An 18,532-nucleotide genomic window follows, 5' to 3' on the forward strand; every position below is an offset into this window, starting at 1 on the left:
TGCGAAGGCAATACACCTTGACGAGGCCTACAGTGTTGCGAGGTCAGGGTGGCGATAGGCCTCTGGGTACGACATTGGCTTGAAAGGCCCATTGGGCACAACGCTATTCCAACTGCGTCCGAAATAACCCTGGCGGCAGTGTACAAGAGAACCTGCCTCGGCAATTCCGGGCAACGCGTATACACGGCACAGCCACCGCCACAAGTATGGGTAATCCAGGATTCGGGCACCATTAAGTTTCATCCGCACATAGTAGACCGGATCGTGACGATAGAGAGTTGGGAACAGGCGAAGATCTGCTTCTGAAAAGTGGTTGCCTGTCAAATACGGCCTGCCATCTGAGAGATGCTCCTCCAAATATTCGAGTGTCTCGAAATAGGCTTCAAAAGCTGTTTTATAGATCGTTTGATCAGACGAAAACCCGGCCTTGTAGGCACCATTGTTAATCGCTGTATATATCCGTTCGTTCAGGTCGTGAATTTGATGACGCGGCACTTCGTCTGGGTAAAGCCTAACGCGTTCAGCCGCCGGGATTGTGCTGCCAAGTGAATCCGCCGCACCGTCCAGCATTCGGACAATTTCAGCGCTTTCGTTGTTAACAATACGCCCTTGTATCTTGTCATACAGGATTGGAAGGGATTGCTCTTCAGAGCCTTCGGCACGATAGATCTCTTTGGCAAGGCGAAATCCTTTGCCGGTGCCGGTCTCGCTCGTGCATTCTGGCAAAGTCTCACCTGTGAGCGATGCAATCCGATCAGGTGCAAACTCCCATAGGTTTGGCGCCTCTGGATCGTCGTCACCGGTTCGGTTTGGAAATGCAACGTCCATGGTGATGCTGTTTTGAAGGCCCAACACATTTCGCGCCAGCGTCACTCTGTGACACCACGGGCAATTCAGGGCTACGAACAGGTGATAGCGATCAGGTTCTGCCGGAAACACTGGATCGCCAATGGCGTGGCGAAAGCCGCTAATACCGCGCACGAATTCACCCCGTGCGCGGCGCTTGTTGATATCAGTTTGGTCTTCTTCGGTAGATGCATCCGTCATGACTTCAGCATCATCCTCTGAGCCGGTGATGCAAGATGATTGGCACGGCCAATTCCTCTTCATCGCTGAGATGCCGTTTCAGGAACGCTTCAATCGTATCGCTCGTCGCATGGAGCTGTCCTGCTTCGTCGTAAGCTTGCGCCTCATCAAGTGCGGACAGCTTGATCACACGGTTCGCTGTCCGGGTAAAGTCACTCAGCACCTTATCCAGATCGGAGTGATCCTGCTCCAGCAACTCAAGCCCCGCATCAAAACGAGGGTCCGCAGCCGACAATTCAGGGAAATAGCTGTGGTCTTCCCAACCGTGATGACCATGCAAATTCCCAACCAGATTTCCGCCATAGTAGGACAGCCGCCCTGCGTAGTCGTCAAACCCCATGTCACTGCTCAACAGCTTCTCTGTATCCAGTCGAATACGTTCTGCCACACGGCGGAACATCTCATGCGCGCCGAGCCAATGTTTGGTTTTTTCTTTGAAACCCGGATGGGCTTCCCAGCTGTCGCGGGGGTATTGGTTCAAGAGAAACCGCATCTCTTGAGGCATGTCGTCTTGGCGAATGGTATATGTATCGAGCATCGGTTGTCTCCTTTCAGGCCAAAGATGGGAGGTCGGGCAACTGCTCGCCACTAGCGAGAACGCACAGTCACTATGCGTCAGCGAACCCCTGCAAAGTCGGTCCAACACAAACCAGCGACCTTGCGCTTCTAGGATTCGATGCCTTGGTGGATGAAACTATGCAGGTCTTTATGGCTAAGCACGTCTTTTGCCGCTGATCTGACCGCCAAGACCGTGTGGCCAAAAAAACAAATCTTGGTGAAGCCCTTGCTAAAAAGCTCTATGATTTGGTTTTCTCGGCGAGTGATTTGATTACGCAGGCGAATGTTCCCGCGGTTTCACGCCACGTTGGTAGAGACTGCGACTTCAAGTCTGACAGTCTTCCCAAGCGTGATCGCGTTCCTTGGTCTCTGAGAAGCAAACGCAGAGTAGCTCCAAAGGCCAGAGCGTCCTCGGGTGGCAACAGAATTCCCGCGTCACCGACTGTTTCAGGGACAGCACCCACGTCGCAGGAAACGATTGGAAGTCCGAACATCATTGCTTCGCCAAGAACCATTCCGTAGCCTTCGTACCGGGTCGCAAGCGCGAAAAGGGTCGCCGAGTTGAACAAATCGTTCAACGGAACTTGGTCCATCTCGCCGGTGAAGGTCACGCGCTCGGTTAGACCGAGGGCCTTGGACTGAGAGTAAAGCTCAATCGCGGTGTTTTTGTCGTGTTCCTTGCCAACGATAACAGCCTGCCATTCCAAGTCCTTGATTGTCTCAAGCGCACTTAGAAGAGTGTCATGCCCTTTGCGGCGGGCCAACAGGCCAACTGACAAAATCAAAGGCGGACGCTTCGGCTGTTTACAGACAACCGGACGATCAAAACCTGGGGGTGCGACAGTTATCAGATCCGGTTTTGCGGCGAATTGGTTGACCAGCACGCGCGCAGTTTCTGGACTTGGAACGATAATATGTGCGGCGTGCCGAAGAGCTGCGGCTTCGTTTTTGAGCAGGAATTTAGCCCGTTCCGTCGGCAAACCAGTTTCTAGTCCAAGGGGGTGGTGTATCATCGCAATTATAGGGGCGCTTACCTGCGCCAAACCCTCTGGGTCGATGGAGCCAAAAACCAATCCATCAAGGATAACCGGGCGTTGCCCGGGTAAGGCGCGCAGGGCGTTCAGTGCCACTGCCATATCGTCCTGCGTTGGGTCGGGAAATCGACTCGGTAGTTTCAGGTGTTCGGTCTTGCAACCGATCTCGTTAAGAACCCGCAATACGGTGGCTTCGTAGATGAAACCGCCGGTGCGCCGGTCTTTGTCACCGGGGATTGCAAAAACAGCTTCTGTCATACCACTTGCTCGCTCGCATAAACTCGCAGAACCCGCTTTTCGCACCATGCAACTCCAGCGTATGCTGTGACTGCCGCAAGACACAAAAGGACAACGCAAGACCACAGCATATTGTAGTTTGATGTACTCGCGGTCAGTGCCATCAACACGCCTATGCCGCGCCCGGTTGCCAGCCACTCAGCTGTAGTGACAGCCAATAGCGCGGCTGGCACTGCCATGCGGGCAGACGCGAATAAAGCGGGCAACATGGCCGGGATTTGGGCGAATCGCAGTAGCTTCAAACGGCCGGCACCATAGCTTTCAAAAAGATCCACGATTTGCGTTGGAGCCTGCCGTAAACCCTGCAGGCAGGCAACAAGAGTTGGGAAGAAAACCATTACAGCGACAATTGCAACGGTTCCGGTAAAGCCGCGCCCAAATGCCAGAACCAGCAAAGGCGCAGTTGTGATGATCGGCACGGCGCGCAATGAAATGGCGGTCGGCATAATCGACCGCGCCACTGGTGGCCAAAGCGTTAAAATCACGGCCAGCCCCGCACCAAGGGCCAAACCGGCGAGATATCCGGGTATCGCATAAGCCAGGGTTTCGCCAAGCGCAGTTAGCAATGTGTTCAGGTTCGTAGTGTTGGAAACGAAGGTCCAAATATCCGCTGGTCGCTTCGCGAAGAACGAGTTCAGGTTGAACAAATCCATCAGTCCCTGCCACAGAACCAAAACCATGGCAGACAGAAAAACGATACCGAGTATTTGAGTAGACAGCGCGCGCTTTTGACCAACTCTGGGCGTCGATAGTAGGATTGTCGGTGCATGTGGCGTCAGTTTGCTTTTGAGCAGACCAACGCACGCGTACCCGAGCATAGCCAGAGATGCGGAAATAGCCGCCAGCGCCCAGGTCGCATCCGTTTGAAGGCCGCGCATGGCCCGCAAGGTCAAAACACCTAATCCTCGCTCGGCGCCTGTGAATTCTCCAATCATCGCACCCAGAAAGGCAGCTGGCGCCGCGATCTGCAATCCCACAAACAGGTAAGGCAAGCTGGCTCTGAATCGCACAATGAATAGTGTCGACAGGCGGCCCCGGCCGTAAACAGTCATCAAATCTGTCCAGCTTTGTGAGATCGCCCGAAGACCCACTACCAAGGCCAGGAATGTGGTGTAGTAAACAGCCAGTGCAGCCAAAGCGATCTGTGGTCCAGCTCCGGGCCCGAATAGGACCCGTAAAATCGGGCCGCTCGCGATCAGAGGAATGCAAAACACTAGAAGCGCGAGCGCCGAGACTACCCATTCTGACTTCGGGATCAATATCACGAAACAGGCCAAGGCCACCGCCGCAAGGTTCCCCCAAAAGAACCCGAGCGCGGCATTCCTTAAGGTTTCGGTCGCTGCCCTGAAAAGTAGCCCAGAATGATCGTTGATATACTCCGCGATATCAAATGGTCCACTGATCAACATGCTGTCTGGCTGAACGTGCGCCAAGCCTTCCCAGACTAGAAGCACAAGCAAGACGCCCAGCATGATACGTCCCGGTGCCACCTACTTATCCTCCTCCAACGCGGTCAGTACTTGCGTCACAAGAGCGCGAAAGTCTGGTGAAGTTGTGGGTGAAAACGTACAGTCTCTGTTAATGTCGACCTGTATATCCGCCAGGATACGCGCAGGACGAGATGACAGCACGATCACGCGATCTGATAGCAAAACCGCCTCTTCCACGGAATGCGTAACGAGAAGTGTTGTCGTTTGGCGCTCGCGCCACAATGGCGGGAGCTCTTGATTCAATCGACGTCGCGTGATCGCATCGACGGCCCCAAAAGGTTCGTCCAACAGCAGAACCTCTGGCTCAGATATCAGGCTGCGCGCGATTGCGGCGCGTTGGCGCATACCACCTGACAATTCAGCAGGCCGATGCTCGGCAAACCCGTCCAGCCCGACAAGATTGATCAGGTCATCTACGCGAACCACCGGTTTGCGAGCGAGTTCCGCGCCCAATGCGATGTTGGATCTTACGGTACGCCATGGCAGCAGCGATGCATCTTGAAACGCCATGGCAAGCCCCCCGCGGCGGGCGACCTGCTTTGGTGTTTCATGGCCAATTGCGATGTGCCCCATGTCGGGCGTTTCCAGCCCTGCTATCATTCGCAGAACGGTTGATTTCCCGCAGCCGGACGGGCCAACCAATGCCGTCGTCTGTCCGGACTGAAATTCAATCGAAAGCTCTGACACCGCCTCAGTGCGATCAAAACTCTTTCGGATTCTGTTGCACGAAATTCCGGCTGTAGTCACGCGTCAACCCTCGCGTCAGCCATACACCTCTTCCAGCAGCGATCTGTCCCAGAGGTCAGGAGTGACGGTTCGACCCAACAGCGCTAGTGTTTCGACATTCGCCGCAACAGTCTCCTCGGTGAACCACCCGAACCCAAACTCGGCGGTTAAGTCCGAGAACATCAGCGGCACTTGCCGCGCGGCTTGCAGTTTTTGCGCGGCGAGATCTAGACCTGCATCAGGGAACATTTCTATCGTCAACTCGGCGGCGGCGTCGGTGTCTTTGTGGTAATCCTTCCACCCCATGACTTCGCCTTTCATTAAAGACACAAGCTCTGCGCGTCTTTGGGCAAGAGAGTCTTCGGTGGCGATATAGGTTTGAGAGTGCACGGCATAACCGTAGTCGGCCATTAGCATTGTGGTGTTGTCAACGCCCTGCACAGTCATGGCGACGGGCAAATCTGTTTCCCAGCAAAGCAAGCAATCCACCTGGCCGCTTACTAACGGCGCCGGGTCATATTGGGTGGGGACAATTTCAAGTTGGTCTATGTCTATCCCGTTCAATGTGCACAAGGCTTGCAAGACGGGTGTATTCGCGACGGCCATACCAATCTTCTTGCCGATAAGGTCTGCGGGTTCGTTTACCGGGTTGGCCGTAAGCGACGCAATCGCGAACGGATTCTTTTGCATCGCAACGGCGATAATTTTGAACGGCGCGCCTTGCGCCACAGCGGCGGCGGTATAGTCCGCAGCTGATATCCCAACCAAAGCAGTTCCTGAAACCACGGGCGGCTCGACAGGCGCGTTTGGACCGCCTTGGGCAAGTGAGACATCCAAACCTAGATCGGACCAATACCCTTTGTTTTTCGCAATGTAACTTCCGCCAAACTGCACGGAATGCAGCCAGGACAGCTGGAAATTCACAGGTTGCAAGTTAGCTGCTTGTGCAGGCAACCCTGATGCAGAGGCGGCAAAACCGGCTGCGCCGGTTTGAAGAAAAAAACGGCGCGTAAGATGGGCGGGCTGTGTCATAGTGAATCTCTTTTCCCTGTTGTTAGTTGCGGTTCAAGCGATCTTGGCCACAGCAGAATTGCAACTGCTGGCAGCGCGGCGATCAGGATAACGGCACCATAAGTGACACCCGAAGCAACGCCCGCACTGGATGACGCCCCGATTATTGGAAATAAGGCAGCAGCGGCTCCTTCCCTCCAACCCCAACCACCAATCGACATAGGGATCAGCATGGCGGTCAAAACCAGAGGAATAATGATAAGCAAACCGCCTGATGGTATGACAACCCCTACAGCCCTTGCTGACGCGTAGAACCCCAGTATCAGACATGTAGAGCTGACTAAACCGAGAAAAACAAAGGCCGTTTGACGTTGTAGCCTGATCAAAAAGACAACGAACCTCCCAATTGATGGAAGGGCAAGTGATATAAGGCTCACCACGACTAGAGCGGATAGCAACACAGCAAGAACTGTCATGCTCAGTTCAGGATGATCGAAGCCTGCGGGCCACACTAGCGCAGCACAGACGCCCAGAAAAAGGGCTGCCATGATTGCGATTTGCCCCAACAGCCGTTCCGCGAACACAGATTGAGCTGAACGTTTGAGGTCTGCTTTCTTCCTCGCCCGAACCGCACGGGTCAGATCCCCCGGAACACCGCCGGGCAGAATCATATTCACCAGCTGCGCGATATAGTACTCGCGCAGGGCAAAAGAGTAATCAAACCGAATATCCAACGCGTGCGCTGTAAGTTGCCATCGGAATGCCATCGAGAAGGTTGCGGCAGTTGTAGCAACAATCGAAAGCCCAACCCATTCCAGGCTAAGCATCCGCAGATGATCAGCGACACGCGCCAAATCCGTCCACCAAAGCAATGCGACAATCAACGTGATCGATACGACCAACCTGACCCAATACCGCTTCATTGCGACACCATTGCGGTTGAGGTCTTGTCAGAAAAGGCCGCGATAAAGTTGTCCCTAAAACTGTCCATTCGGCGAACAGGTACGTCGGATGCGGGGACAAGCCCCTCGGTCCAACGCCAATGCTCGATATGATCCAAGACTTGCGGGGGTCCGATTATATGAACAGCTACATCCTTGCTGTCACTGCCTGATACAAATCCAGCGGCCTGATGGTCCCCTGCGACAATGACCAGTGGTGCATCGTCGGCCAGTTGAAGAACATGAGAAAAGACGACCTGCAAAACATAGTCTACCGATCTGCGATACGCGTCCCGCACGGCATCCCGGTCTTTCCACAACACTTCAGGTGTCGGTCCCCGTAAGGCCATCTTATTGAAGACGGTGCCGTCGCCTACGTCCTGCCACGGGATTACATCTGCGATTGGTGTCCAAGGGGCATGTGAAGAGATCAAGGCGATCTGGACAAAATCAGGTCTCGGGTCCGGCGGCAAAAGATCAGGATACGCAGCCAAGGTGAATTGGTCGGGCATAGTGACCCAGCGAAAACTCTCGCCCGCATAGGGGATTTCGGCCTTGTCGAAAACAAGCTCAAATCCCATCGCTCGACTTTCAGGCCAATCCTTTGTGATTGCAGGCATGACAGCGGCTGTCCGATACCCCGCCGCTTGCGCGATATGAGATAGCCATTTGCGCCCACTGTCGATCATCGCTTGATAGCGCCCGTTATCGGCGGTCCACAAGCCGGACCCAAGGGTCCCATGTGCCAACCAGCTTTGTCCGCCTACCGTTGGCGAGGTCAACCAACCGCTTTTCATGGCAAGGCCCGAACCCGCGATTTCCGCCTGAGCAGACCGCAGCGTTGCAAGATGCGTTGGCGCGTACAGCGGGTTGTCGAAGCTCGCGCGACCGTAGCTTTCAATCCAGATCAAAAACACATCCCGCCCATCAAGCTTGTTCAACAATCCGAACTGATTGGCATAGGTATCTAAACCTGCAGCCTCACGAAACTCGGCCAAATCCCTGGTTGTTCTCTGTATTTCCTCAACGCGATTTATTGCTAAGCGAGAGGTCCAGGTGGTCCCCGGCGGGCTGTTTTCCAGTTTCCAGAAACTGAGGTGATGACCCGCATCCGCGACAGCCCATCCAGTGAAGCCGGCGCCGATCAAAGCTGCTGCCAATCCTGTTTTAGCATTTCGCCCAAGTGACGCCCAAGCGGCAAAGCCCTGGACTATTAAAGCGTAAAGCAGGGCCAGCAACAAAATGGCCGATGACACTGCAAAAACAAAAACAACCAAACCAAGGCTATCACGGGTGAATGAGAAGCCTGCAGCGATCAAGGGCATATCAACGACCGGATTAAACGACCGGTCAAAAGCGCTAAACATTCCATAGTCGGCGAGCTTCAAAACAGCGACAGCCAACAAAGCTAGCGCGACCGCGTGTACGATGATCAAGCGCCGACCTAGCACCATCATTAGAAATAGTATCACGGGCAGCTCGAGAGGCCAGCGCAACACCGCGCTCCACCCAAAAGCGCTTGGATGGTTTGGCAGGGCTAGAACGGCAAAGACCGCTAAAGCACCCAAAACAAGGAAGAGTACCTTCCTCATTCAGCACGCCCAAGAAGCCATTTGATGTCCACAAAGAAGGACCATGCGAGCAGTATCGCAGCCATAAAAGATATCGGCAAATATGCTGTTGTTGGCGTCAAGGGAAACAGGAGCGTAACCAAGGCACCGATTTGTATAACGCAAATTGCTTTTCGACGGAACGACTCGGGGAGTTCAGCCTGCAATGCGGGCAAAAATAGACTTGCTGCGCAGAAGGTGTATCGCATGAAACCAAGAACCAGAATTTCCAGGCCTGTTGTCCCTGATACCAAAAGCCACACAGAGAGGACCGCGCCCAACAACGCGTCCGTTTCCATATCAAACCTCGCGCCAAATCGGGATGTCAGTTTTGATCGCCGCGCCAACCAGCCGTCTACGCCATCCAATGCGAATGCTACTGTTGCCACCACAAATACCAGCCAAAGGTTCACGGTTGGCGCGACCACAGTGCCAGCCAAGAACGCGACCATCGCAGCGCGGATTAGGGTTACAAGATTACACAGACCCAACACTTCATAAGGATAGGTTCGACGCAACCCCGGGATCAGCAATCCGACGACTACCCCAAAGACGACCAAAGGGGGCAACGCGGAACCAAACGCCAGCAATGAGCATACTGCCAGTGCAAGAGCAATGACCGCGCTGGCTAGGCACAGGTTTGCAACAGGTGGTTCCACCTCCACAGGCCTTGTCGCGTTGTAAAAACCACCGCCAAACATGAACGTCACCCAATTGATCCTAAGAACAAATTAGCCCGCCAACGACCTTCGGGTAGCCTTGTGGGCAACCAACCGCTCACGTCCTTTTCCCAAGCTTAACAACGCCCGTCAAAGGCAAGTGATCCGAAGCCTGCACCAAAACCTCTGATTTTAGTGCGTGAACCTCTGAAATTGCGTCTGGAAAATCCGTCAAGATCCTGTCCAGGGGTAAAATAGGCGCTCTGCTCGGGAAACTGGCTCGAGCAGGCCCTTGAAAGGCCGTTCCAGCAATCCGTTGATGAAACATCAAACCGCCCCAAGGTCGCCATTCATTGAAGTCGCCTAGCATGAGTGTTTGCATGGTTGGGCGACGATGTAAGTACTGCCCAATGGTACGCATTTGGATGATGCGCAACGGTTGCGACAAGGAAAGATGCATCGTCATTATGCGCAACGGATAACCGTCAACCAGCGTTTCGAACACTATAGCGCCCCGGTGGCAATGGCCTGGTAGATCAATCACATCTGCATGGGTGCGCTGAAACCTCTTGCCCAGAAACAGGATGCTTCCCAGGAATCCATCGCTCTGACTTCCCCAACGCAATGCGGGGGCGTCTTGTGTGTATCTAAGCCCCGTAAGCTCGGAGATGTTCTGCACGTCTACGATCCGAGCGTGCGGTCGACATTCCTCATCCGCTTCTTGCAACGCCAGAATGTCCAAACCCAAAGGCGCCAGTTCCGTCCCGATTGCGTTGGCCACACGGTTTGGATCGACCTGTCCATCTGGTCCCTTTGCGCGATGAATGTTCCATGTTGCGCAGCGAATTGTGGAGTTGCTCATGTTTTTTACGGCCTTTGTCCGTTTGCAACCTATATCGTTTAAAACCTTGGCTACCACTCGGAGGTCTTCGTACTATGGCTTTTACGCGTTTAAAAACCGATCTCGGCCGCTTTGGCACTACAACGCGAACGATTGTAACCTCGGCTGCACTAAGTGCATATGCAATGGCGGCCAACGCCGATATGGCGCGGTATGAACTCGATCCAACGCACACGGCCATCTATTTCACAATTGATCACATCGGCTACGCAAAAACACTTGGTGTGTTCACAGAATTGTCGGGCAACTTCTTTTACGACACTGAAACGCAAGAGTTGCGCGACGTAGAGGTTATGATCCAAGCGGCGTCCGTGAACACGTTCAACGACGCGCGTGACGGTCATGTTCGAAACCGAGACTTCCTGGATGTGTCGACGTATCCCGAAATCAAGTTTGTTGCGAACGGTGGCACAGCTTCGGACGACACCAGCGGAACTGTGACCGGAGAGTTGACGATCTTGGATCAAACTCTTCCCGTAACGCTGAATGTTACGCTAAACAAAGTCGCAGAATATCCGTTTGGCCATAAACGCGAAGTTTTAGGACTGTCGCTCGACACCGCCATTTTGCGCAGTGAGTTTGGGATGGATTACGGAGTCGCGAATGGGCTTGTTGGCGATGAAGTGACGATTAACATTGAGACGGAAGCAATCAAAAGCGACAAATGATTTTGGTAAACGAATGTGTTGCCAGCCAACAAATCGATCTTGCATGCAGTAAACTGCCTGGCTTCGAAAGGCAGTCCACCATTTTTTCATTTTTCCTTCGAACCCTGGTCACTAAACGACTGCCGCCCATTTTAGGTTTTGAGTCTGAACCTACCTCATGTTGATAGCGGCGAACCATAAATGATGCATTACACAGCTGAGAGCATGCGGACTAAACTCGGCCTACTGTGCTGAAGATTTCTGAGCAAATCGCGACAACAGAGTTTGGTGGTCGCGCAAGCATTGGCGCTGATCAGATTTTGCAGGGCTACGAAAGCGATGAGTGCGGGATAAGCGGGGTGTAGCCACGTTTTGGGACAAACCGGTTGATGTAAGAAAGGGACGTACACCTATCTGCGCAAAGCCCAGTTTCCGCTCGAAGCCGTCATTGGCGCAATCCCGAAAAGTGTCTGCTCTGCGGAGAATTCTGCCGTTGAGTTTAGCTAGCTGCTCAGCAAGTTGCGGCCTCGTACCGCACCTGTTTGCGATAGCTACAACCTCGTTTCTTCAGTATTTGCTCTAACTTTTGACAAAGATCGGGTGCACCCCACTGGTAGAGGTCCAAGACGATGCACAAAACGGAACGAGTTGAGGTTGCAGTCAAATCGCGTAAAGCCGATCAAGCCTGCGCTACGGTTTACTACGACGGATCGTGCCCGCTCTGCTCAGTAGAGATCGGGCACTATGCCTCTTGTGAGGGCTCTGATGGTTTGCAGTTTGTCGACGTCTCAAACCCCAAGGTGCGTCTCGGTGAAGATCTAACGCGGCAAGAGGCAATGGGTCGGTTTCATGTACGACGAGCGGATGGAAAACTTGTTTCGGGCGCGCGCGGCTTCACAGAGCTTTGGTGCGCTTTACCCAAATGGCGTTGGTTAGCGCGTATCGCAAGGTTGCCAGGGATCTTACCTTTGCTAGAGCTTGCGTATCGGGGTTTCCTACCCCTCAGACCGATGCTCTCGCGGATCGCATCTTGGGTCGGAGCAAAGCCGGTCAACCAGAAAGATACGCTTTAATGATCAGCCCGGGCGATAGTCATTTCAAACGACTGGTCTGGCTCGTGAGAGGGGTTTTTGAACCCGCTCCTGGCACCGGTCGCATTATACTCGCTCTTTGTTTTGGATTCATCACTCACACCATCTTTGCCGCCGCCGTTCTTGCGATGGTTGTGGCCATGTTTTTTGGCATGAGCAAAAGCCTTGGAGCCGTGGCTTGGCCAACCGCCGCATTCGTCAACGCCATTTTGGTTCTGCAATTTCCGGTGACACACTCATTCCTTTTGTCGGACGCCGGTAAGAAATGGCTCTCTAGCCTCGTCCCAGGTCCCCATAGCGCGACGTTGAGCACATCCACCTACGCAATCATCGCCTCCCTCCAACTGCTTGTGCTCTTTGCGTTTTGGACCCCCACAGGTGTCATCTGGTGGCAGGCAGAGGGTTGGTCATTCTACCTGATCAGCGCGCTCTACGCAGCGTCTTGGGGTTTGCTGGTTAAAGCCAGCTGGGACGCCGGGGCCGAGGTTCAATCAGGCGCATTGGGTTGGATGTCATTAATGCGAAACGCCAAACCCGTTTTCCCAGACATGCCCACAACTGGTTTGTTCCGCGTGATACGCCAGCCAATCTACGTTTCCTTTGCTTTGACGCTGTGGACGGTGCCGGTGTGGACCCCAGACCAGCTTATTCTCGCTGTCGTGCTGACAAGCTACTGCCTTGCTGCACCGAAGCTAAAAGAGCGGCGATTTGAGAAGCTATTTGGTCAGCGTTTCCGAGACTATAGAGACAACGTTCCCTATGCGATCCCACAACGCGCCAGCAGCGTGAATCATTCGGCCAGGGAGTCGAGGCGATTTATGAGCCGTGACTAATCAAGGAATGAATACAAATGCTTGAAGTCGCTTTGCTTATTACCGCGCTTATGTTTGGTGGAACGGTACTCTATTCTTTCGGTTTCGCGGCGTTTGTTTTTAACGCGCTCCCAGCGGAGGCGGCAGGATCGCTTATAAGGCGGGCCTTCCCCCACTTTTACCTGTTTATCACGGCCACAGCAGGCGCAGCTACTATTCTGCTCGTCGCCAGAGATTCAGTGTCCAGCGCAATTATGGGAGTTATTGCTGTGACAACGGTGTTCACACGGCAGGTTCTGATGCCCGCAATCAATAACGCTACAGACACAGGTGACACTCACCGTTTCAAGCTGCTGCACACGCTATCTGTCCTAATCACACTGGTTCATATCGGAGCCGCGGGTTTTGTAATTGTTCGACTTGCTGGTTTGGCGTGAATCGTGGCCGTTCAGATGACGTACTTTTCAAGAAGCGTCTTCACGGGTAGCGAGGCGTTCAATCGAGTGGCCAACAGGAACATTCCCCCAATCTTTCGCTGGAGGTAAAGAACGTCCATTGGCACCTGGGGTGGGATATAGCCGGCCTCAGCCAAGGCCATGCCGTCTTTGTTCAGGCGTTGGGAAAGAGTTCGGTCAGAGAAATCAAATTCATTCGCAGATAGAATTGCTTCGAAAACGCTGCGGATCATTCCAAGGATCCGGTCGTCAAATGGGCCATCACCTTCAATAAGCTTCAGTTGCATGGCAGCCTTACAAAGCGCCGCACCGTCTTCAAGCAAACCGGCGCGCAACAGATCCATGTATCCATCTATCGCAGGTGGTCGCAGTGCGCGTGCCGCGCCAAAATCCAAGAGACTGACTTTTCCATTGGATGGGTTGTATCGGTAATTGGCAAAGTTTGGGTCGCTCTGCATGATACCAAACTCGAAAACCTCGCGCAGCGTGAGATTGACCAAGGCTTCTGAGACTCGATTGCGTTCCTCGCTGGTCGCATCACCCACGGCTTCGATAGGGCGACCTTCCAGAAAGGACATCGTTAGAACTTCTGGCGTGCTCCAATCTGGAAAGAATTCCGGGATTTCAAACGCTTCATCATTCTGCAGGAGGTCAGCAAAATGGCGCAGGTGCTGTCCCTCACGTTCATAATCGGTTTCTTCATGCAGTTGACTGCGCGCCTCTTGGATATACGGATCCAGATCAAAGTTCTTCGGGAGTAGACCCGACATCCGAACCAGGGTCGCGACATTCGCAACATCGCTGTCGATACTACGAGCGATGCCCGGATACTGCACTTTGATCGCCACATCGCGACCGTCTTTCAATGTCGCACGATGTACTTGCCCGATGCTTGCGGCCGCTACAGGCCTTACATCGAAGGTTTGGAAGGATTTTCGCCAACCTGCACCCCAGGCTCGGTTCAGGACGTCACGCAATTGTTTCGGCGGCATGAAATGCGCCTGATCTCGCAGACGCGCCATGATGTCTGCCAGTTCAGACGGCAAGACCTCACCTGCATCCATCGAAATCAACTGACCCACCTTCATCGCGGCCCCTCGCATGCGAGCGAGTTGATCCGCAATGCGTGTCACGTTGCCGGGTGTCATCAACAAACCACGCATGTCGGGTCGCGCACCTCGACCGATCTCTCTTAGGGCGCGTGCTGCCATGTTCCCCGCAATACCTGCCGTCATGCTGCTTAAACCGGCGACACGGGCCAAACGGCTAGTAGGAACTGCCAAAGGGGTTGATGAGGATTTAGGGTCGATCATCAATACTCACCAAAATTCCGTGCCCGGAGCGCCTTTTATGCGACCCTTCAAGTTTTCGGTGACCCAGCCTCCATAAAAGCCCCCGGGTTGCGGGATCACCCGGCACTCACCAACAAAACAAGCGTCCATAATTCTGGCGTAAAAGGCGAAATAGCCCTTAATCTGTTCAAATCTGGTGGTTGGTGCAGCATAACTCCACGCAGCTTTCTTTGCCGCGGCCGCCCCGCTCTGAACGTCCCAGTAGCTCGCAACACCCTTCCACTCGCAGAATGATCTACCCGAGGCCTTCGTCAGAACGGCATCGATGTCTTGCGGCGGAATATAATACGTGGGGGCGTGATGGGTTTCGAGAACCTGAAACGCCTGATCGGTCTCCACGATGGTTTGACCGCCGAGTTCGATCCGCACCCGATGGGGTAGAGCCCGTAGCGCAGGTGGTCGCGGATAGTCTTGGACGTTTTCAGTTGTCCAACCTGTCATTTCGAACCTTTTTTATGAATCGGTTGTTCCATTTTCGAACTAGCGCGCAACCAGCGCTATTCTAGCGGAAAAGCTTCCAGCACACGGCGGGTGAACTTGCACCATCAAGACGCTCAATGTCAGCTTTGATCGGGCAGCACTTTTTGACCGGCGTTGCAGGCCGAGAAGCCGAAATGAGTGTCCTAACTCTACCAGTTCGCCAACAGTTCGCCCATGCGCTGTAGGCCAAGGTCGAGGTTGGCAGCAGCACCTCCCCCCACACCCAGTCGGATGTGGTTCTGCATCCCGTAAGACGAGCCCGGTAAGAGAAACGTCCGATAGGGATCAGCGAGCAAGCGTTTGGCGAACACGTCGCCATCAATCCCATCGAGCCGTGCCAAACCAATTAATCCAGCCTGAGGTTTGACCCAATCGAGGTTGGGCTGATCGGCAACAAACCTATCCAGGCGTTCCAGCGTTTTCATCCCAGCTGCCCGTGCAGCTTTTATAACCTGATTGTATCGGTCAGGCCTCAAAGCGATTTCGGCAATGACTTCGCCGAGAATATTCATAATTTCGCTCGAGTTTTCCCGCAGAATAATAGCGTCCCAAATCAGATCGGGATCACGGCATATCATCCAGCCGGTGCGTAGCCCCTGGAGCCCCAGTGCCTTGGAAACGCTGCCAGTCGTGATACCCCTAGAATACAGACCGGCAATCGAAGGCGCGCGGGACCCGTCCCACTCCAATCCTGCGTAAACCTCGTCAACAACCAGCCATGCACCTACACGATCTGCGATTTGGACAAGCCTTTCCAGCTCTGCTTGCGTCATCAACTGCCCGGAGGGGTTATTGGGGTTGGTTATAAAGATTAGTCGAGTGCGTTCCGTTACTGCGGCCTCAACTTTGTCGAGCGGCAATACCCATCCAGCACTCTCTTCACGGTCGACAACTTTTAGCCTCGCGCCAACCGCCTCTGCCAATACACCCGCTTGTGGCCAACCCGGGCGTTCCGTTACGACTTCGTCGCCCGGTTGGACCAATTGCATGAATGCAAGATAATTGGCTTCTGCTGCGCCGGCGGTGATCAGAACGTCGTCTGGCTTGCAAACATCAGACAAGCCGGCGCGGTCCAAGACATGTCGTCGTAAAGCAGGCAGACCGCGAAAGCTTTTTTGGTTCCAATCCAACGGCAGCGCTGGATCCAGTGCATCCATGAACTCACCCAAACGCGGCGACTCTGACAAGGAAAACCCGACGAACGCATCTGGATCCGCTTCCGTAGTATCCAATAGGTATTGAAAAAGTGTGTGTATCTTGACTTTCATGCTCTACTCAAAATCCTTGTAGTCAATCCGGGAGAGATTCTGTGCAAGCAGAGGGATTTGTCAAAGGGCGACCGATTGACCTTGCGGTTTTGGACTACGGGCTGTTCAAGGTCCATTCCACTGGCCGCATAATTGGTATCTGCGGGTTTCTGATTCGGACAGATTTAGGAGAAGCAATACTCATCGATACCGGGTTCCCCGAAAAATATGCCACCGCCACTGACGCCGCAGTCAAAGAAGATCGATTGTTCGAGTTCGGCGAGGTCTTGAAGTGTGAACCAGACAATCTTCCACGCGCACAGCTGGCAAAACTTGGGCTTCTTCCGTCAAACATTACACTACAGATTTGTACGCACACCCATATCGACCATATCGGTGCATTGGGCGACTTTCCAAGCAGTCCAATTCTTATCTCTTCCGCGGAGCGAGCCTTACCCCGCCCGTTGTACTGGGGCGATATGCGGCCTTTGGAATGGCCCGATCAGGATTACCTGGTTGTTGATGACGACGTAGAGATTGGGCCAGGTATCTTCGTTTTGATGGCACCCGGTCATGCGCCTGGCCAGATCGCGGTAATGGTCGATCTTCCGTCGGGGACGGTTTTACTAACCAGTGATGCGATTTCCCGACCAGCAGAAATCGACGAGAAGTTTGCCGGGTCTTGGGACGAGGATGCAGCGATTGCCAGCGCAGACAGGTTGATGCGTCTGGCATCCGAGCGAGATGCGTTCGTAATCTATGGGCATTGTCCAAAGCAATGGCCAGTTCTGAAAAAAGCACCAGAAGTCTACAGCTGATCCCACCCCATGGACCATTTTCCATAAAGGCAACGGTGCGCCCAGGAGTTATCTGACGTCGCGCCCTTGATTCAGGACAATCACATTCCCACTGGAGACATCACCAGCCGGCGAAATTAGAAAACCGACCCAAGCGGCGATTTGCTCGGGCAGCATCGCGCGGCCATGCGGCATAGCATTAATGGCTTTCTCCAAGACGTCCTTGGTTAAGACATTGAACAATGGTGTCTCAGTCATGGCAGGTGCCAGAGAATTTACACAGATTTTTTCCTGCGCGTATCGACGGGCAAGGTCTTTCGTAAGTGTATCCATCGCCGCTTTTGACGCCCGGTAATGGGGAGGGTCGAACACATCGAAATTGTAAGCTCCATTCGATGAGATATTTACAATCTTTTTGATGCCTTCGCGTTCCAACATCAACTGAACAGCCTGCTGGCAACAGTGGAATGCAGAGTTAAAGTTTATCGCCATCTGCTTTTCGAGCTCCTCGGGCGGAATGTGCGGGAAGTCAGACATGAAGCAGGTGCCCGCGTTGTTTACCAAAGCATCCAGACCGCCATACTCTGACCTAATTCCATCAAACGTATGAGCGATAGCAATGGGATCCGTTATGTCAACGCAGATAGGCGCAAAATCCGAACCTAACTCAGTTGCCATTTCACCTAGGCCCTCCTCGTTGAGGTCCAGTCCAAACACGTGGAACCCATCTGCCCGCAGTTGGCGACAAATGGCTTGCCCCATCCCTCCCGCTGCACCAGTCACTACCGCTGTTTTCATAACAAATCCTCCCACCTTGGTATGTTTTGGGATACTCCGAGTTAAAGCAGAAAACTCACAACCCTTTTTTCTGAAAACCGGGAAAGTCAATTCCGTTTGAATTCAGCGCGCGTTCGTTTTGGGCTCAAGCTAGACTTTGCAAAGTCCGCTTTCTGCGCATCGCTGACCTTGGTGCTGAGTACTACGGCGCTTCGATGCCGAGCCAGTTCTGCGCCGCTGTTTCAGCTAGATCATTCTCGATCAAATGTTTGATTTGTAGAGCTGCGTAGATCACCAAAGGTCGATTGAACCCGATAAAGCAGATGCGTCATCCGACTAGATGGATGTCACCTGGTGTGAGCGAACGTTTTTCCGGCAATGTCCCAAACTTAATGCCCTCGATTTCTAGCTTGTCGCGTATCGCAACCAGTTCATCTAACTTGTACTCAGATTTCTCGGGAACAATATAAAGAACTTCGGGAACTTTCCTTAAAAGAAGCGCTGCTCTAGGGTCAGGACTCATAGCCAATAGATAACGAGTGCTGCGAGGGCGATTGCTGA

20 protein-coding genes are annotated in these 18,532 nt (G+C 53.5%); 5 read left to right on the forward strand and 15 right to left on the reverse strand.

Annotated elements, in window-relative coordinates:
- Nucleotides 1–27: 27 nt before the first annotated feature.
- The 10 genes from GS636_RS19170 to GS636_RS19215 all read right to left on the reverse strand — a co-directional run bounded on the left by GS636_RS19170 (nt 28) and on the right by GS636_RS19215 (nt 10,274).
- Nucleotides 28–1,047 (reverse strand): glutathione S-transferase C-terminal domain-containing protein, encoded by a 1,020-nt coding sequence (locus GS636_RS19170; RefSeq protein ID WP_171671698.1) that lies wholly within the window; start codon nt 1,045–1,047, stop codon nt 28–30.
- A gap of 10 nt (nt 1,048–1,057) precedes the next feature.
- Nucleotides 1,058–1,624: a hemerythrin domain-containing protein gene (locus GS636_RS19175; protein ID WP_171671700.1), complete on the reverse strand. Its 567-nt coding sequence runs from the start codon at nt 1,622–1,624 to the stop codon at nt 1,058–1,060.
- Between the two features lie 259 nt (nt 1,625–1,883).
- Nucleotides 1,884–2,936 carry a glycosyltransferase family 4 protein gene (locus GS636_RS19180; RefSeq protein WP_171671702.1) on the reverse strand — a complete coding sequence of 351 codons (1,053 nt, stop codon included), beginning with the start codon at nt 2,934–2,936 and terminating at the stop codon, nt 1,884–1,886.
- Nucleotides 2,933–4,465 (reverse strand): ABC transporter permease, encoded by a 1,533-nt coding sequence (locus tag GS636_RS19185; RefSeq protein WP_371808748.1) that lies wholly within the window; start codon nt 4,463–4,465, stop codon nt 2,933–2,935. Before GS636_RS19185 ends, GS636_RS19180 begins: the two co-directional genes overlap by 4 nt.
- Nucleotides 4,466–5,212 carry an ATP-binding cassette domain-containing protein gene (locus GS636_RS19190; protein ID WP_171671704.1) on the reverse strand — a complete coding sequence of 249 codons (747 nt, stop codon included), beginning with the start codon at nt 5,210–5,212 and terminating at the stop codon, nt 4,466–4,468.
- Between the two features lie 15 nt (nt 5,213–5,227).
- Entirely contained in the window at nt 5,228–6,223 is a 996-nt protein-coding gene (locus GS636_RS19195) for an ABC transporter substrate-binding protein (RefSeq protein WP_171671706.1), read from the reverse strand.
- Entirely contained in the window at nt 6,220–7,125 is a 906-nt protein-coding gene (locus GS636_RS19200) for a lysylphosphatidylglycerol synthase transmembrane domain-containing protein (protein ID WP_256369075.1), read from the reverse strand. Before GS636_RS19200 ends, GS636_RS19195 begins: the two co-directional genes overlap by 4 nt.
- Nucleotides 7,122–8,735, reverse strand: a complete 1,614-nt coding sequence (locus GS636_RS19205; protein WP_171671711.1) for a sulfatase-like hydrolase/transferase — start codon at nt 8,733–8,735, stop codon at nt 7,122–7,124. The genes GS636_RS19200 and GS636_RS19205 overlap by 4 nt, the downstream gene beginning before the upstream one ends.
- A complete protein-coding gene (locus GS636_RS19210) occupies nt 8,732–9,412 on the reverse strand; it encodes a CDP-alcohol phosphatidyltransferase family protein (RefSeq protein ID WP_371808749.1) in 681 nt (226 codons plus the stop codon). The genes GS636_RS19205 and GS636_RS19210 overlap by 4 nt, the downstream gene beginning before the upstream one ends.
- 118 nt (nt 9,413–9,530) lie before the next feature.
- Nucleotides 9,531–10,274: an endonuclease/exonuclease/phosphatase family protein gene (locus tag GS636_RS19215; RefSeq protein ID WP_171671713.1), complete on the reverse strand. Its 744-nt coding sequence runs from the start codon at nt 10,272–10,274 to the stop codon at nt 9,531–9,533.
- 74 nt (nt 10,275–10,348) lie between these two features.
- Between GS636_RS19215 and GS636_RS19220 the strand changes: the two genes are divergently transcribed.
- The 4 genes from GS636_RS19220 to GS636_RS19235 all read left to right on the forward strand — a co-directional run bounded on the left by GS636_RS19220 (nt 10,349) and on the right by GS636_RS19235 (nt 13,300).
- The gene (locus tag GS636_RS19220) at nt 10,349–10,981 is read left to right on the forward strand and encodes a YceI family protein (protein ID WP_171671715.1); all 633 of its coding nucleotides are present in this window, start codon (nt 10,349–10,351) and stop codon (nt 10,979–10,981) included.
- A gap of 608 nt (nt 10,982–11,589) precedes the next feature.
- A complete protein-coding gene (locus GS636_RS19225; protein WP_171671718.1) occupies nt 11,590–12,033 on the forward strand; it encodes a thiol-disulfide oxidoreductase DCC family protein in 444 nt (147 codons plus the stop codon).
- Nucleotides 12,033–12,884 (forward strand): isoprenylcysteine carboxylmethyltransferase family protein, encoded by an 852-nt coding sequence (locus tag GS636_RS19230; protein ID WP_171671720.1) that lies wholly within the window; start codon nt 12,033–12,035, stop codon nt 12,882–12,884. The genes GS636_RS19225 and GS636_RS19230 overlap by 1 nt, the downstream gene beginning before the upstream one ends.
- Nucleotides 12,885–12,901: 17 nt before the next feature.
- A complete protein-coding gene (locus tag GS636_RS19235; RefSeq protein WP_171671723.1) occupies nt 12,902–13,300 on the forward strand; it encodes a DUF4149 domain-containing protein in 399 nt (132 codons plus the stop codon).
- An 11-nt stretch (nt 13,301–13,311) separates the two neighbouring features.
- On the opposite strand, the gene GS636_RS19240 is transcribed toward GS636_RS19235, so the two are convergent.
- From GS636_RS19240 to GS636_RS19250, 3 genes are all read right to left on the reverse strand, one after another.
- Nucleotides 13,312–14,631 carry an AarF/ABC1/UbiB kinase family protein gene (locus GS636_RS19240; RefSeq protein ID WP_171671725.1) on the reverse strand — a complete coding sequence of 440 codons (1,320 nt, stop codon included), beginning with the start codon at nt 14,629–14,631 and terminating at the stop codon, nt 13,312–13,314.
- A gap of 6 nt (nt 14,632–14,637) precedes the next feature.
- The gene (locus GS636_RS19245) at nt 14,638–15,111 is read right to left on the reverse strand and encodes a DUF427 domain-containing protein (RefSeq protein ID WP_171671728.1); all 474 of its coding nucleotides are present in this window, start codon (nt 15,109–15,111) and stop codon (nt 14,638–14,640) included.
- 188 nt (nt 15,112–15,299) lie between these two features.
- Complete coding sequence (locus tag GS636_RS19250) at nt 15,300–16,418, reverse strand: pyridoxal phosphate-dependent aminotransferase (RefSeq protein WP_171671730.1); 1,119 nt, start codon at nt 16,416–16,418, stop codon at nt 15,300–15,302.
- Between the two features lie 41 nt (nt 16,419–16,459).
- On the opposite strand from GS636_RS19250, the gene GS636_RS19255 reads away from it, so the two are divergent.
- Entirely contained in the window at nt 16,460–17,215 is a 756-nt protein-coding gene (locus GS636_RS19255; RefSeq protein WP_171671733.1) for an MBL fold metallo-hydrolase, read from the forward strand.
- A 48-nt stretch (nt 17,216–17,263) separates the two neighbouring features.
- On the opposite strand, the gene GS636_RS19260 is transcribed toward GS636_RS19255, so the two are convergent.
- Both GS636_RS19260 and GS636_RS22605 read right to left on the reverse strand, forming a co-directional pair.
- Nucleotides 17,264–17,992, reverse strand: coding sequence for an SDR family NAD(P)-dependent oxidoreductase (locus tag GS636_RS19260; RefSeq protein ID WP_171671736.1), 729 nt, complete (start codon nt 17,990–17,992; stop codon nt 17,264–17,266).
- Between the two features lie 307 nt (nt 17,993–18,299).
- On the reverse strand, nt 18,300–18,532 hold a 233-nt coding region (locus GS636_RS22605; RefSeq protein ID WP_216602965.1), incomplete at its 5' end, for a hypothetical protein.

Origin of the sequence: Ruegeria sp. HKCCD4884 (assembly GCF_013110855.1) — a bacterium.
Taxonomy (GTDB): domain Bacteria; phylum Pseudomonadota; class Alphaproteobacteria; order Rhodobacterales; family Rhodobacteraceae; genus Ruegeria.